The organism is Micromonospora humidisoli (assembly GCF_016900955.1).
Classification (GTDB): Bacteria; Actinomycetota; Actinomycetes; order Mycobacteriales; family Micromonosporaceae; genus Micromonospora; species Micromonospora wenchangensis.
Genome location: NZ_JAFEUO010000015.1, coordinates 34,479 through 48,892 on the forward strand (window position 1 = coordinate 34,479; position 14,414 = coordinate 48,892).

13 protein-coding genes and 1 tRNA gene are annotated in these 14,414 nt (G+C 71.1%); 7 read left to right on the forward strand and 7 right to left on the reverse strand.

From position 1 onward, the window contains the following. Positions 1-77: 77 nt before the first annotated feature. From JQN84_RS30655 to JQN84_RS30670, 4 genes are all read left to right on the forward strand, one after another. On the forward strand, positions 78-698 hold the full coding sequence (locus JQN84_RS30655) for a Pvc16 family protein (protein WP_204962072.1): 621 nt from the start codon (positions 78-80) through the stop codon (positions 696-698). A gap of 112 nt (positions 699-810) precedes the next feature. Continuing rightward, a complete protein-coding gene (locus JQN84_RS30660; protein ID WP_204962073.1) occupies positions 811-2,163 on the forward strand; it encodes a COG1470 family protein in 1,353 nt (450 codons plus the stop codon). Continuing rightward, complete coding sequence (locus JQN84_RS30665) at positions 2,160-2,948, forward strand: helix-turn-helix transcriptional regulator (protein WP_204962074.1); 789 nt, start codon at positions 2,160-2,162, stop codon at positions 2,946-2,948. Before JQN84_RS30660 ends, JQN84_RS30665 begins: the two co-directional genes overlap by 4 nt. A 33-nt stretch (positions 2,949-2,981) precedes the next feature. After that, positions 2,982-3,374 carry a PAAR domain-containing protein gene (locus JQN84_RS30670; RefSeq protein WP_204962075.1) on the forward strand — a complete coding sequence of 131 codons (393 nt, stop codon included), beginning with the start codon at positions 2,982-2,984 and terminating at the stop codon, positions 3,372-3,374. 122 nt (positions 3,375-3,496) lie between these two features. On the opposite strand, the gene JQN84_RS30675 is transcribed toward JQN84_RS30670, so the two are convergent. From JQN84_RS30675 to JQN84_RS30685, 3 genes are all read right to left on the reverse strand, one after another. Further along, entirely contained in the window at positions 3,497-5,188 is a 1,692-nt protein-coding gene (locus JQN84_RS30675; protein WP_204962076.1) for a choice-of-anchor D domain-containing protein, read from the reverse strand. 112 nt (positions 5,189-5,300) lie between these two features. Continuing rightward, a complete protein-coding gene (locus JQN84_RS30680; RefSeq protein ID WP_204962077.1) occupies positions 5,301-6,536 on the reverse strand; it encodes a hypothetical protein in 1,236 nt (411 codons plus the stop codon). A gap of 154 nt (positions 6,537-6,690) precedes the next feature. After that, positions 6,691-7,989 carry a hypothetical protein gene (locus JQN84_RS30685; protein WP_204962078.1) on the reverse strand — a complete coding sequence of 433 codons (1,299 nt, stop codon included), beginning with the start codon at positions 7,987-7,989 and terminating at the stop codon, positions 6,691-6,693. A gap of 179 nt (positions 7,990-8,168) precedes the next feature. On the opposite strand from JQN84_RS30685, the gene JQN84_RS30690 reads away from it, so the two are divergent. Continuing rightward, positions 8,169-8,702 (forward strand): hypothetical protein, encoded by a 534-nt coding sequence (locus tag JQN84_RS30690; RefSeq protein ID WP_204962079.1) that lies wholly within the window; start codon positions 8,169-8,171, stop codon positions 8,700-8,702. Positions 8,703-8,771: 69 nt separating this feature from the next. Here the strand turns inward: JQN84_RS30690 and JQN84_RS30695 are convergent. Beyond that, positions 8,772-8,844: transfer RNA gene (locus JQN84_RS30695), tRNA-Arg, on the reverse strand. Positions 8,845-9,292: 448 nt separating this feature from the next. Between JQN84_RS30695 and JQN84_RS30700 the strand changes: the two genes are divergently transcribed. After that, positions 9,293-10,039, forward strand: a complete 747-nt coding sequence (locus JQN84_RS30700) for a phosphotransferase family protein (RefSeq protein WP_204962080.1) — start codon at positions 9,293-9,295, stop codon at positions 10,037-10,039. A 192-nt stretch (positions 10,040-10,231) separates the two neighbouring features. On the opposite strand, the gene JQN84_RS30705 is transcribed toward JQN84_RS30700, so the two are convergent. Further along, positions 10,232-10,813, reverse strand: coding sequence for a hypothetical protein (locus JQN84_RS30705; protein ID WP_204962081.1), 582 nt, complete (start codon positions 10,811-10,813; stop codon positions 10,232-10,234). A 111-nt stretch (positions 10,814-10,924) separates the two neighbouring features. Here JQN84_RS30705 and JQN84_RS30710 point away from each other — a divergent pair, with 111 nt between their 5' ends. Continuing rightward, complete coding sequence (locus tag JQN84_RS30710) at positions 10,925-11,254, forward strand: HflX-like GTP-binding protein (protein WP_204962082.1); 330 nt, start codon at positions 10,925-10,927, stop codon at positions 11,252-11,254. Positions 11,255-11,389: 135 nt separating this feature from the next. Here JQN84_RS30710 and JQN84_RS30715 read toward each other — a convergent pair whose 3' ends face one another. Together JQN84_RS30715 and JQN84_RS30720 are read right to left on the reverse strand one after the other, a co-directional pair. After that, positions 11,390-12,268: a PfkB family carbohydrate kinase gene (locus JQN84_RS30715; protein WP_204962083.1), complete on the reverse strand. Its 879-nt coding sequence runs from the start codon at positions 12,266-12,268 to the stop codon at positions 11,390-11,392. Continuing rightward, on the reverse strand, positions 12,265-13,824 hold the full coding sequence (locus tag JQN84_RS30720; RefSeq protein ID WP_239486516.1) for a helix-turn-helix domain-containing protein: 1,560 nt from the start codon (positions 13,822-13,824) through the stop codon (positions 12,265-12,267). The genes JQN84_RS30715 and JQN84_RS30720 overlap by 4 nt, the downstream gene beginning before the upstream one ends. Positions 13,825-14,414: the final 590 nt, after the last annotated feature.

The following is a 14,414-nucleotide window of genomic DNA, read 5'->3' on the forward strand; positions in this document are numbered from 1 at the left end:
AAGGGCAACCGATCCGCCCCGACGGCCTGCCCGGTCGCCGGCCGCGCTCCCGTCCGGGCAGCCGGCAGGGTGGACGGATGATCTGGGATGTCGACCTGTCGGTCCGGGCCTGGTTGGGCCACTACCTGCCGGCGGACGTGCCTGTCGTCTTCGACCCGCCGGACCGGTGCGCGCAGCGCGCCGACGGTGACCTGGTCTCGGCGTTCCTGCTGGACGTCGAGGAGGACTCGGCAGGCGTCTCGGCGACCTGGGACGAGCTGCGCGACGCCGACGGCCAGCTCGTCGGGCGTCGACCGCCGGGCCGCCGGTACCGGTTCAACTACCTGTTGACCGCCTGGGCGGCCGACACCGAGCGGGAGCACCGGCTGCTGGGTGACCTGCTGGTGGGCTGCGCGAGCTGCACCGCCCTGCCGTCCGGGTTCCTGACCGGCGCGGTGGCCCGCGCCGGTCAGCCGGTGGTGGTGCGCAGCGCGCCCCGGCGCGAGGGGGACGCCGGTTCCGCCTGGGTGGGGTACGGCGGGACCGCCCGGACCGGGTTGCACCTGCAACTGCTCGTGCCGTTCGTGCCGGAGACGCAGACCGACCTGGCGCCGCCCCCGCGCGAGGTCAGCGTCAACAGCGGCGGCGGCCGGCCCGCCGGCCCGGGGCTCGGGCAGCCAGGCCGCCGGCCCCGGGGCGGGATCAGCGAGCCCCGGTGACGTCCCGGTGCCCGATCAGGCGTTCCGCTGCCCGTTCAGGTAGCCACGGCTGCCCCTTGGTGTTCCTCGTTCGTGGTTCTGCCGGCCCCGCCCGCGCGGCGAGACTGCCGGCATGAGTGTCGCTGTGGGACTTGTCGAGACCGACCTCACCGTCGCCGCCGGTGGCACGGTCGGCTGCACCGTCCGGGTGCGTAACACCGCCGCCGTCGTCGACCAGTTCACCCTGGACGTGGTCGGCGACGCCGCACCGTGGGCCGAGGTCGAGCCGGCGACGATGAACCTGCTGCCCGGCACCGAGCAGGAGGCGCGGGTGACGTTCACGCCGCCGCGTGCGGCGACCGTGCCGGCCGGCAGCGTCGACTTCGGGGTACGGGTGCGGGGGCGGGAGGACCCCGAGGGTTCGGTGGTCGAGGAGGGCACGGTCACCGTGCAGCCCTTCGTGGAGCTGGCGACGGAGCTGGTGCCGCGTACCTCGCAGGCACGACGCGCCGCCCGGCACCAGCTGGTGATCGACAACACCGGCAACGTGGAGACCACGGTCGAGGTGCTGCCCGCCGACCCGGACCGGTTGCTGACGTTCCGGGTGCTGCCGGCCGCGCCGGTGCTGCGGCCGGGCACGGCCACGTTCGTGAAGCTGCGGGTACGTCCCCGCAAGCGGTTCCTGCTCGGCCCGGACCGCAACCTGCCGTTCCAGGTGGCGGTGACCCGTCCCGACGCCGAGCCGATCACCAGCGACGGCCTGCTGGTGCAGCGGTCCGTCCTGCCGGCCTGGTCGCCCCGGGTGGTGCTGGTGGCCGCGGCGGTGGCGGTGGCCCTGGTGGGGCTGTGGTTCGCGGTGCTCAAGCCCACCGTGCAGTCCACCGCCAAGGAGGCCGCCCAGGTGGAGACCAAGGAGTTGTCCCAGGAGGTGGCCGAGGTGAAGACCCAGGCCAGCGAGGCGGCGGAGACCGCCGAGCAGGCCGAGAAGGTGGCCATCGTCGCGGCCGGCGTCAGCCCCAAGCCGAGCGCGGCCCCGAGCCCGACGACCGAAACCGGAAAGGGCAACGGCAACGGGCCGGGTGCCCAGGGCGGGACGCTTGACAACGCCGACCCGGAGACCGCCGCCGACTTCCGGGTGGCGACCAGCGCGTCGCCGACCACCACCAACGAGTTCACGCTTTCCACCTACCGGCCGGCCGAGAAGAAGGTGCTCTGGGTGACCGACATCGTGTTGCAGAACCCGCACGGCGACGCCGGCCTGCTCCAGGTGCGGCGGGGCGACACGGTGCTGCTGGAGACCGGCCTGAACAACTTCCGGGATCTGGACTACCACTTCGTCCAGCCGCTGCGGTTCTCCGCCGGTCAGCCGGTGACCGTCGCGGTGAAGTGTGCGAACCCGGGCACCACGGCGTGCACCCCGGCCGCCTACTTCGCCGGTCAGCTCGTCCCGGTCGCGCCCACCCCGAGCCCCTCCCCCAGCCGATGAGCGACCCGCAGGCCCCCGGCCCCCGCCCCGCCGGCCGGGTCGACACCGCCCACCCGGCGGGCACCGACGACCCGGCCGACGTCGACCATCCTGCCGACGTCGACCATCCTGCCGACGGCGACCACCCGGCGGGCAGGGCCCACCCCGCGCCGGTCCGCGCGGCGGTCCGCTCCCGCGACCCGATCTCCCAGGCCGGGGTGACCGCCCAGCTCGGTACCGTCGGGGCGGAGGAACCCGCAGGGGCGCGGCCGGTCGTGGTGGCCGGCCCCGACGACGACCCGGACATCCTGGTGATCGTCGCCGACACGGTGGACGGATGGCTGCTGGCCCAGCTCGACGCCCTGACCGGCCGGCCGGCCCCCCGGCCGGTGCTGGTGGTGGGGCAGCTCGACGACACCGCCGGCCTCCAGGCGATCGAGGCGGGCGGCCTCAACCTGGTACGCCGTTCGGAGAGCACCGCCACCCTGCTGCGCGAGGTGGTCCGGGCCGCCGCCCGGGGCGAGGCGCGACTCCCCACCGACCTGCTCAGCTCGCTGCTGACCCGGGTCGGTCGGGCGCAGCGGCAGGTGTTGGCGCCCCGGGGGTTGACCATCCTGCCGCTGTCCCCACGTCAGCTCGCCGTGCTCCGGATGATCGCCGCCGGGGCGGACATCGCGACGATCGCCCGGGAACTGTCCTACTCGGAACGCAGCATCAAGAACATCGTGCACGAGATCACCACCCAGCTCGGTGTCCGCAACCGCACCCAGGCGGTCGCGCACGCCATCCGCGAGGGGCTGATCTGATCCGGTCCCGTCGTTTCAGGGGAGGTTGTCATCGTGGGCGTGCCTGCGGCGAAGCTCGGTGACAAGGTGGTCGGCACCGACACGCACATCATCATGGTGCCCTCACCGACCGGGCCGGTGCCGACACCCACTCCGATGCCCTTCGCCGGGACGATCGCCAACGGGTGCAGCACCGACGTGCTGATCGAGGGCAAGCCGGCCGCCGTCGTCGGTAGCGTCGCGGTGAACGCCCCGCCGCACGTGCCGACCGGTGGGCCGTTCCAGACGCCACCGAACAACCAGGGCACGATCATCGCCGGCAGCCCGCTGGTGCTGATCAACGGCAAGCCGGCGGCCCGGCACGGCGACAAGGTCAACACCTGCAACGATCCCGCGCCGCTGCCGGCCGGCAGCATCATCGCCACCGGTCAGGTGCTGGTCGGCTGAGCCGGGCCGCATGCCCCGGGCGACCCCCACCGGGGGGTCGCCCGGGTCCCGGTGCGCCCACCCATGGACCCGGTGCGTTCCGGCCATGGCCCGGGTCCGGGCCGGTCATGCGGGCGGGCCGGTCAGCGGCGGCGGGTGAAGGGCCCCGGCTGGGCGGTCGCCGACTGCACCAGGAACGTACCGCTGGTCACCTGGCCCACCGCCGGCACCGAGGCGAGCGCGGCCCGGGGGCCGGCGAGCCCCTCCCCGAAGACCACCATCGGCACCGCGAACCGGCCGGACGCGTCGGCGACCGCCGGCACCGTGCCGGTGCCGTCGACCCAGCCGACCAGCACCTCGGCACCCGCCGGGAAGCCCTGGCCGAGCGCGGTGACCACCTGGCCGGGACGGCCGACGCCCGGGTTGAACTGCAACGTCGGGCTGCGGCCCGAGACGCTCAGGGCCAGCGACTGGGCGGCGACCCCACCGGTGTCGGTGGCGCTGGCGAGGCTGAGCACCGACGTGGCCGCGCCGATCGCCCGGGGGGTGGCGGTGAGGGCCATCGTGCAGGACCGGGCGACGGCCAGCACCCCGGCGCAGGTGGAGCCGGTGACCGCGAAGACCGCCGGGAGGGGTTGTTCGGCGAGGGCGGCGGCCACGGTCAGCGGGTAGTCGCCGGTGTTGGTGAGGGTCACCGTCCGGGCCGCCGAGGGCACCCCGAGCGGGGCCTCGCCGAGGTCGAGCGTGGCGGCGTCGGAGTGCAGCACGGGTACGTCAGGTGCCGCGCCGCTGACGGTCACGGTCAGCCGTTCCGGCTCGCCCTGCACGATGCCGTCGACGGAGACGTCGAGCCGGCAGGCGTACTCCCCGTTGCGGGCCGCGGGGTCGACCGCGACGGAGACGGTGAGGTCGACGGCGCCGCCGCTGTCGACGGTCTGCTCGGCCGGGGTGACCGACGCCGTGAGTTGCGGGTCGCAGTCGGTGACGTGGGCGGCGACGGTGCTCTGGATGGCGCGGACGCCGGCCAGGATGGCGTTGGAGACCTCGGACGGGCCGGCGGCGTTGAGCAGCACGCCCCCGGTCCGCCTGGTGATCTCGGTGAACTGTCCGGTCTGGTCGAGGGAGTAGCTGCCCGGGTTGCCGACGTCCACGGCCACCACCCGGACACCCCGGTCGGTCAACGCCCCGATGGTGCCGGCGAGGTCGTGGCCGACGCTCGGGTCGTGCGACGGCGCGTCCCCGAAGATCACCACGATCGGGCTGCTCTCCGTCCGCAGGCTCACCGCTCCGGTGGCCACGGAGTACAGGGCGTTCAGCCCGGCCTCCGGGTCGTCGCCACCGCCGTCGGCGGTCCAGACGTTCACCGCATCCTGCACCTCGGACGGCACGGCGGTCAGATCCCGGTTGAGCCGGAAGACGAACTCGTCGCCCTCGTCCCGGAACTCGGCGACCGCGAACCGGGCGTCGGGCTGGACGCCGCTGATGTCGTCGACGATCCGCTTCGCGTTGACCCGGACGTCGTTCAGCGCCGCCTGCATGCTGCCTGTCGTGTCGGCGAGCAGCACCACGTCGGGCCGGGGCGGGATGGTCGCGGTGGTCACCGTGCGGGTGACCACCGCCGAGCCACCCGGGGTCAGCCCGAGGGTCGTCCCGGCCGGTTCGCCGACCAGGGGGGCGACGCCGTCGCCCACGCTGATCCGCAACGCCGGCCCACCGGCCGGTCGCGGTGCCGTGAAGAACTCGGCGTACGCGGCCGGCGGTACGCCGGCCACCAGGAGTGCCACCACAGCGAACGCCGACGCGGCGCGCAGGGAACGGGACGCTGACGCTGCCATGGTGGACAGTGAACGCGGCCCGACCGGGTCGACCGCGACCGCGCGGGAAATCCTGCGGGCAGTCCCGGCTGCCCGTTCGGGCACCGACCCGGTGCCCCGGCCGGCTGTCACCCTACTGCGGGCGGGCCGTCAGCACCCGGACGTCCAGCCCGCCGGAACAACGCCGGACGACCGCCGCCACGCTCTGCTCGTGGCTGGTCCGCACCGGGTCGACGGTGAAGTACGCCTTGCGGCCCCGGCCGTGGCGCACCACGTAGCTCTCGGCCGTGCCACCGGCCCACGGGTCCCCGAACGTCTTGAGCACGTTGTAGATCGGGGTGTCCATGTCGCTCTCGTCGGTGTAGAACATCACCAGGTCCTTGAACTGCACGTAGTGCGCGTACGCCCCGTCGTCGGTGAGGGTGGCGATGATCCCGGTGTTGTGCGCGTTGAGGGCCGAGTCGATGGTCACCGTGATGAAGATGTGCTGCGGGAAGACGTGGATGGTCAGCCGATCGTCCCGGTACATGCGGGGCATCCGGTTCATCGCCGTACCGATCATGGTGGCGAGTTCGTCCACGTCCACCCCCCACGGGCTGACCAGGGCCTGGGTCTGCGCCCAGGAGTAGTGGCCGGGCAGGTTCGAGTTGGCCTCCGGGTTCAGGGTGAAGGCCACCCCGATCTTGAACTCGTTGTGCTGCCACTCCGGCGCGTCCTCGCCCTCCACCAGCGGTTCCGCGAACCGGACCGACTTCGCCGGGGCGGGGGGCGCCACCAGGTCGTCGTCGGACGCGATGTGACCGAACGCCCGGTCGTACCCGGAGTAGTCGTAGCTCTCCTCGCTCTCCTCGTCGCTCTCCTCCTCCTTGCCCCTGCCCTGGTACCGGAGCGCCTCCTCGGCGAGGGCCTGGCAGGAGGCGACGAAGGCGGGCATCACCTCGGGCACGGACAGCGCCTGGACGGCGGCCTGCTGCACCTCCTCCCGCCAGAACGCGAACAGTTGCTCGTCGTCGAGCAGCAACGCGGCCAGCGCGGTGAAGTCGTCATCGTTGCGGAGTTCGACAGGCACGTCCGGGAACCGTTGGGCGGTCTCCGTCAGCGCCGTGGTCATCGCCCAGTCGTCCCACGGCCGGGGCAGTTGACGCTCGAACGTGTCGAGCGTCGCCCGCGCGTCGTCGCCGTGCCGGTAGGTGACCAGCAGGTACTCCAGGCTGCGGATCAGGTCGTGGCGGTCCGGGTGCATCTGCTCGATCCACCTGCCGAACATCCGGGTGCCGTAGTCGGCGTCGAGGACGGTGGCGAACTCGACAAGCTGGAAGTAGTCCGGGCTCTGCGTGGCATCTTCCCAGTAGTTGTCTTCCCAGGTCATGACCGCTCTTTTCGGATCGGCGACAGTCGACCCGGCCACCCTGCCCCGAACCCGGCCGGCACGGTACGCGGCCACCGACCGTCTTAGGGGCAGTCCACCCTGCCCCGGCGGGCAAGCCCGGTGGTGGGTCGGTGCCGCGCGTGCGGTGGCCCGCTCACGCCGGCCGGCACCGGCGCAACACCCCGTCGGTGACCGCCGCGAGTTCCCCGGTGCCCCGGTGCCGGCAGGTCGGCACGAAGCCGGGCACCGTCGCGGTACGGTGCCCGGTCAGCGGGTCCCAGACGTGCAGGCCGTCGGGGTGCGCCGAGTAGAGCCGCCGGCCGTCGGAGAACCAGGCCCCGGCGGGCCCGGCGAAGGTGGTCAGCTCGCGGCCCGAGGCCACGTCGAACAGGCGTACGCCGGGCAGCATCGTCTCGTCGTCGTCGCCGAGCCCTCCGACGGCCAGCAGCGTGTCACCGACGAAACAGAGCGGCCCGTTCCAGAAGTAGTCGCGCTGGCACAGCGTCCGGCGGGTCGGCCCGTCCTCGGACTCCCACACGTTGCCGTCCAACCACGGGCGTAACGCCCACACCGAGGGCACCCCGACCGGATGCCAGACCCAGCCGTCGTCGGCGAGGACCCGACCGCCCGGGGAGCAGAGCAACCGGCCGTGGAAGTAGTCGAGATGGTGCGCCGGCCGCTCCCCCTCCGATGTCGTCTCCGGCTCACGTGCGGTCAGCAGTTCGCCGGTGGCCGGGTCGCTGACGTCGAGCCGGTTCCACCGGGTGCGGTGCACCACCACCGGTCGGCCGTCGACCCGGGCGAAGGCCAGCGCGAACGGCACCGTGTTCGCGTGGTAGTCCCCGCCGTCGAGGGCGAGCGTCACCACACCGCCCCGGCCGAGATCCACCACCCGTCCGTACCGGCCGAAGTCGTTGACCACGGCGGCGAAGCGGCCACAGCCGGAGACGTGCAGCCGGCGTCGTAGCCGACGGTCCAGCCACGGCTGCTGCCCCGGCTCGTCGACCAACTCGACGGTGGCCAGCACGGTGGCCCGGTCGTCGTCCGGGTCGAGCGCGACGATCGTGCCGTCGGCGGTGAGCACCAGCCAGCGGGAGCCGTCGGCGTCGTCGACCGGGGCGAGATCGATCACCTGCCCCAGTGACACCGGCAGCGGCCAGTCCGACACCGTCGCATCGAGCGGTTCCGGCCGTTGCAGGATCTCCGGCTCGCCGCGCCAGCCGAGCAGTTCCCCGTCCTCGACGAGCCGGTCGACGCACCCCTCGCACACCACGACCAGCGCGGGCGACCCACCGGCCTCGCCGCACTCCCGGCAGACCAGGTCGAACGCCAGCCCGCGCCCGGTCAGCAGGCGGAAGCACGCCACCTCCCGGTCCTCCGGCACGCCGACCAGGTGGGAGCAGACCCGGCTGGTGGCCGCATCCGCCGGATGCCCGCACGGCAGTGTCAGCACGACAGCACCCTATCCGGCACCGCCAGACGACGTCCGACCTCGTCGCCCCCCGCCTGTCGGCCCGGACAGCCGTAGCCGGATCTGCACCCCGGACAACGGGGAACGTCGCGACAGGCCAACATTCGTCCATGCGACCCGGTATCCGGCACAACCTTCACGGCCGTCTCCGCTCACCGTGGTTGAAGCGGTCCATCGCGGCGCTCGGCGTGCTGCTGCTGGCCGACAGCTTCCTCCCCTGGTACCGGTTGAGCTGGACGGTCAGCCGGTACGGCAGCGGACAGCAGACCCACCACGTCAACACAGCCACGGCGTGGCACAGCTCATCGGCCTGGTCGCTGGCCGTGCTCCTCGGCGTCGTCGCGGCGGTCGGTTACGTGACCTGTGGCGTCTACGCCAACAGGTGGCCGACGCTGTCGGTACGGCTGCGCTGGCTGTTTCTGCTCACCGGGACGACGGGTCTGCTCGTGGCGACCGTCTCCTGGTTGGCGATCCCGTCAGTGGACGCGCCGGGCGGGTACGGCTTCGTCCCGGCGGACGAGATCGCGGGTGGGGTCCGGCTCGGCGACATCGTGCGTGACCATCTCTCCGCCAGGGAGGTGAACGTGGCCTGGGGCTTCTACCTCGCGGTGTTCATCATGATGGCTCTGGTGCTGCTCATGCTCCTGGACATCGTCCGGCGGGCCGACCGCCATGCTGTCCCCAGCCCCGGATAGAGCAGCGACTGCGCCGCAGGGCTGGGGCCACAGGGTGACCGAAGGATGTCGGCGTGCTGATCTTGGAGGTGCCCCCGGCAGGATTCGAACCTGCGACACACGGTTTAGGAAACCGATGCTCTATCCCCTGAGCTACGAGGGCGCGACGGCCTAGTCTAGCGACCTGCGGGTTCACCTGGGGTGGCAGGGAGTGGCCCACGTTCCCCCGCAGCACCCGGACCTGCGTTCGCCCAGCCCAGGACCACAGCTCGAGCACACGAACCCCCGTTTGCGACCACAAGCGGCTGTGGTCACCCGCGTTCGTACCGGTTGACCCGGGCTGGCATCTGCTGGCGAGCACACGTCGCGCACATCATCGAAGATCAACGACCTGCCGTCTGTATGCCCACCTTCGGCGTCGCCGCTAGAGGAGCACGGAGCGCTCACCCCGGGGTAGCTCGCGCCCCGCCGTCATACCGACTACGACGGCCTCCACCGAGCGTCTGATTATGCCGAAATGCGCGAGTTGGTCAGGTCGCTTGCCTGTACGCCATACCGCATTCGACTCGCACGTAGTAACCCACAGCGGGGTTGATGATCAGCCCGCGATAATGGCCGGCGTGGAGGAGGTCTCGGTCGTCGTCGCCCATCGCGAGCGCGCGACCCTGCGCGTCGGCGACGTGTTCCTGAAGGTCGACAGCGATCAGGCGCGCATCGATGTCGAAGTCGAGGCGATGCGGCTGGCGCCCGTACCGACCCCCGAGGTCCTGTGGCGCAGGCCGCCCGTCCTCGCGATCGCCGCCGTCCCCGGCCAAGCGCTCGGCCGGCTCGGCGAGCCGTCGCCCGCGTCACCGGCGGCATGGGCTGCGGCAGGCGCTGCGATCCGGAAACTGCACGACGCGCCACCACCGCCGTGGGCCGGCAAGAAGCTCGTCGGGCTGGACGCGGAACTCCAGCGCGAATGCGCCTGGCTCGTCGACAGCGGCGTCCTGCCGGCCGACCTGGTCGACCGCAACCGCGAGATAGCCGAGGCCGCGATCCGGCCATGGACGCCGGTCTTCATGCACGGCGACCTGCAGATCACCCACATCTTCACCGACGGCGACGAGGTCACCGGCGTCATCGACTGGTCCGAGGCGGCACCCGGCGACGCGCTGTTCGACCTGGCCATCCTGACCCTCGGACACGAGGAACGGCTCGACGATCTGCTCGCCGGTTACGGCACCGTGGTCGACCGGGACATGATCCGTGCCTGGTGGTCGCTGCGCAGCCTGCTGGCGTCCCGCTGGCTGATCGAACACGGATTCGACCCGTCCTCGCCGGGCTGCGAGTTCGACGCACTGAGATCCCGGATGTGAGGCTGCACGAGCCCGAGGGCCACGGGCGGTGAGGGGGCGCGGCTGTCGTGGCTCACAAACGGTGCCGTCGCCATGTCGTATGCGACGCCGAGCGTGGGCATCCGGACCTGCCGCGAATGGATCGTCATCCTGAGTGAGGGTGGTGGTCGCCAGCTTCCGGAGTAGCCGATGACAGTGTTCCGCTTGCCTCTTTCAGGAGTTTCTCGAAGGATTGGTCAGATCGTCGAGCGTGTTCTCGATGGCCATAGCCAAGCCCGGGTCGCGGCCGCCAGTCCGGATCCCCTTGAGCGCTGCGGTGGCGACTGCCGTCAGGCGGGGATCGTCGAACGCCAGGATGTCCATGAGATCGATGCAGGAGTAGAGGTCGGCTTCCGAGGAGGATTCCGTCTGGAGCACCGCGACGTAGTGCCGGAAGCCGCCCGCTACAGCCTGCCGGATCTCGGCGACGTCGACCGCGCCGATCTGTTCGTGTGCTGGTCCGGTGATTTCGGCAGTTCCTATGAGTGACAGGAGATCAAGGGCTACGCTGCGCCCGGCCGACGTCATCTCGGGCAGCGTCGCGACCAGGACGGTGGCGACTGGCGTACAGCCCTCACAGGGACCGGCCACGGACAGGAGAATGCGCTCGATCCACTCACCGAGCCGTACCGCTTCCTTCTTATCTGGGGCCGCTACAAGCCCGCGTACGGCATGCGGCACCATCTCGGCGTAGCCCTGGTACGTCTGGATCCGAGACCAGTCGAAGCGGCCAAGCTCATCATCGATACCCCCCACGGGACGATCCTGCCACTGTAAACGTATGAACAGCGCCAGATACCTCGTCCGGAGTTGCGTATGACAGGAAGGCGAACTGGGCGCCCAGGCATCCGTCTGGCGGGCGCCGACGTGATGCTGGTCGGCTTGTTCTCCGCCAAGGACAGGCGGGTTGACGCGAAACTTGACCTCCTGGCGGCTTCAGTGGAAGCACGTGGTGGACGGGTGGTTGGCCGGCAGATCCAGCGGCGGGGCGTCTCCCGCGGCGGCGCGAGCAGGATGACGTCGCCGTTCTCTCGGCGAACCCTGCTCAGCTCGGGCAAGGCCCACGAAGTCGCCGACGCCTGCCGGTCAGCCGCAGTCGCCATGGCCGTCTTTGTCAACCCGTTGACCGAGCATCAGCGGACAGTTCTCAGCGATCTACTCGGTTGCCCGGTGGCCAGCGGCGACGACCTCACCTGAACATCCGCTCATGCCGTTCTCGCGCCGCTGAAGGTCATCGGCCGCTGGCGTCAGCGGCCCGGACCCGCCCATCGCGGTACGGTCCCGCAGTGTCTGCCAGCACCAAACGCGTCAGCGCGCGGCGACGGCTCCCCGCTAAGCACGTACCACTGCCGTCGCAGCGGAGACCGCGTCGGCGACGGCATGCCCCAGCGGGGTGTTCTGGGCAAGTCGGGCAGCGAGGGTGCCGAGGAACTGGTCGCCTGCGCCGGTGGTGTCGATGGCGTGGACGTGTGGTGCGGGGACCAGCTTGATGTGTTCGGCGGTGCTGTAGGCGGCACCGCGAGCGCCTGCGGTTACCACGGCTACCCGTGGTCCCAGCCCACAAAGTTCCTGAGCCGCGATCGTCGGATCGGCGTGGTGCCGGCCGAGGATCGCGGCGGCCTCGTGTTCGTTGCAGACGAAGAGGTCGAGGGCGGCGAGCACGGCTGACCCGAGCGCGGCGTGCGGTACGAGGTTCCCGATAAGTGTCTCAGCCCGGTGGTGCTGGATAACGGCGTCGACGGCATCGGGTGGAAGGTCGAGTTGGGTGAGCACGGTTGGTGCGTGCAGCCGCCGTAGCGCGTCGCGCACCTGGTCGGCGGTGAGCTCTGTCGCGGGAGACAGTGCGAGGACGATGTGGTTCTCGGCGTCGGGGGTGACTTCCACGATCGCCACGCCGGTCGGCGCCGACGGTATGAGCTGGAAGTGCGACACGTCGACGCCCGCGTCGGTGAGGGCGCGTCGCAGGAAGGTGCCCCATTCGTCGGTGCCGGCGTTGGCGACCAGGGTGGTCCGGGCACCTGCGCCGGCAGCGGCCCTGGCCTGGTTGAGGCTCTTACCGCCGGCTGTGGTGGTGGCGGGTGCCGAGGCGAATGTCGTACGGCCAGGCTGTGGTCGCCGGGGGATCCGGACGGTGATGTCGATGTTGGCGCGGCCGACGACGATCACCTGCGGTGGCGGTGGGGACGTCCCGTCGGGCTGGTGGTCGGTCATCCGGTGGCGGCGACCCGGTCGAGGAGTTCCCGGACCCGCTGGTGGTAAGAGAAGGGCTTGAGCTGCCGGGTCAGGGCGAGAATGTCCCGGTGGACGCGTGCTGAGCCGGTCGTGGTGGCGAGGGTCAGCGCTTCGTCGGCGGTGGTCGCGGCCTGCTCCGGTTCGGCGGCGGCCAGGTAGGCGTGTGCTGTCCGGGAGAGGTACATGCCGCGTTCCCGCCGATAGCGGTCAGGCCAGTGGTTGACGGCGGTGGTGAAGCTGGTGATGGCCCGGTGCGGTTGGTTGAGGCGGAGCCATCCCTCGCCCTCCTGGGCGGCCAGGTACGGCGGTGTGCAGAAGGACCCGAGTGCGTGCTCGTCGTCGGTGGCCGAGTCGGTCGCGACGAGCGTGTGGGCGCGCTCCATTGCGGTCTGGAACCCGGCGGTGTCGTTGTCGAGGGTGCTGCCGTGTGCTTCCTGCACGGCGGCGAAGGCGTGGACGAGCGGGGGCACGTCGGGGTGGCGGGAGGCGGCGCGGGCCAGTCCGACGATGCGGTCGTCGTCACCGGTGCCGACCATACGTTGCGCCCTGCGTGCCAGCACGTAGGAGCTGAATTCCCGGTCGTCGGCCTCCTGGGCCATGCCGGACGCGCGGTCGAGCCAGCGGTCCCCGGCTGCCCGGTCGCCGAGGTCGTCGCTGAGCCAGCCGCCGAACTCGCTCCAGCGGGCCTCGGTGCTCAGAAGCCGGTCGCGAAGCTGCCCCCGGGCCTGTCGACGGAGGGCGGCGATCTGCGTGATCTGCTGCTCGACGGTCGCCAGGATGGTGCGCCCGCCCAGCTTGTCGTCGGCCTGCACCAGGAGGGCGCGGAGTTCGGCGAAGTGGTCCACGACAGCGGGGTCGACGGCTGTCGGGCGGGACGCTCCAACAGGGCCGGCAGCCTTCAGGGCGGTGAGACCGGCGGCGAGTTCCAGCAGTGTCCGCCGGGTCACCCGGAATGACATTGCCTGCCCGTCGGACATGACCTCAAGGGTAGCCGTGGCGACGCCGTCACGGTGCTCCTCGTCAGGTGTGAGGGCGATGTCGGCAACAGCCGACAGCGGTGCCGCAGTGTTGGGCATCGTGTCCACGATCGCGTGGACACCATTGCTCGGCGTTGCAGGGTGAGCGCGAGCGCGCGGATCCGCAGCGCCGGCAGCGACCGCTGGCTGCCGCGAACTCGACAGTGGACCGTCGTCATCGCGGGCTATCGGTGGCAGGGCAGCGGCGATCCGGGCCATCCGCGCCTGTTCACGGGCCAAGGCGCTCTGGGCTCGGTACCGTGCCTGCAGCTCAGCGACCTTCCGGTGCTGCGCGATGAGCGCGCCGTCTGCCGAGAGCGCCTGATCGGCGAGCTGCCAGAAACTGGCGGGTGACTGGCTCCGGCCGATCTCGAGGTTGGCGACGGTGCTTCGGGAGTAGCGGATCCGCGCGGCCAGGCTGGCCTGTGTCAGCCCTGCGGCTGCCCGCCACGCGGTCAACTGCGCGCCGAGCGCCTTCTGTGACTCGGTCACCTGCTCCGGCGTAATCAGCATCCACATCACCGACCAGTTGTGTGATCAGAATTGTCATTCGAAATGTCGGCAGTTTGTCAGAGCTGGCCGACACTCCCGCCGACCGGGTGTGCTGATCCTGCCACAGCGGATCGAGAGAAGCCACTGGCGGCACAGCCAATGGGTTGTTGTCCGATAACGAGCCCTGTGTGTTGTCCCAGCCGGTGCCATCAGTTCGATCGGCGCCGTCAAGCGCTCGAAGTAGAGCTTTCGAATGTCAGAACTGGGAGGGCTGAATGCTCTGAATCGTGGCCGGTGGTGCCGGCATATATCGCTCTCAGGCTCGCAAGCAGCCAGTCGTCTGCTCACCTCGCGCGTCGTCGTCGCCAGAACGGGGTGCACAGGTAGCCGGAGCGCCCGTCAGCACCGGGCCAATCGGCACCCAACACACGGACAGAACCCGCTCGGCCGAGTTGGTGGCCCGGGGCCGACCCCGACCGCACCGCAAGGAGGACTGGGCTTCCCCCTGAGATGTGGACACCCTGAGACTGGATGTTGGTCCAGAGGAAGGGGTGTCCCCGTTGGGGCGTCCATCGAAGTACACGGAAGAGTTTCAGCGTGACGCGATTGAGCTGGTC

Bases quoted from the DNA above. Each gene is read 5' to 3' on its own strand.
- JQN84_RS30655 (WP_204962072.1), top strand. From the start codon at position 78: ATGATCTGGGATGTCGACCTGTCGGTCCGGGCCTGGTTGGGCCACTAC.
- JQN84_RS30660 (WP_204962073.1), top strand. From the start codon at position 811: ATGAGTGTCGCTGTGGGACTTGTCGAGACCGACCTCACCGTCGCCGCC.
- JQN84_RS30665 (WP_204962074.1), top strand. From the start codon at position 2,160: ATGAGCGACCCGCAGGCCCCCGGCCCCCGCCCCGCCGGCCGGGTCGAC.
- JQN84_RS30675 (WP_204962076.1), bottom strand. From the start codon at position 5,188: ATGGCAGCGTCAGCGTCCCGTTCCCTGCGCGCCGCGTCGGCGTTCGCT.
- JQN84_RS30680 (WP_204962077.1), bottom strand. From the start codon at position 6,536: ATGACCTGGGAAGACAACTACTGGGAAGATGCCACGCAGAGCCCGGAC.
- JQN84_RS30700 (WP_204962080.1), top strand. From the start codon at position 9,293: ATGGCCGGCGTGGAGGAGGTCTCGGTCGTCGTCGCCCATCGCGAGCGC.
- JQN84_RS30715 (WP_204962083.1), bottom strand. From the start codon at position 12,268: ATGACCGACCACCAGCCCGACGGGACGTCCCCACCGCCACCGCAGGTG.
- JQN84_RS30720 (WP_239486516.1), bottom strand. From the start codon at position 13,824: ATGTGGATGCTGATTACGCCGGAGCAGGTGACCGAGTCACAGAAGGCG.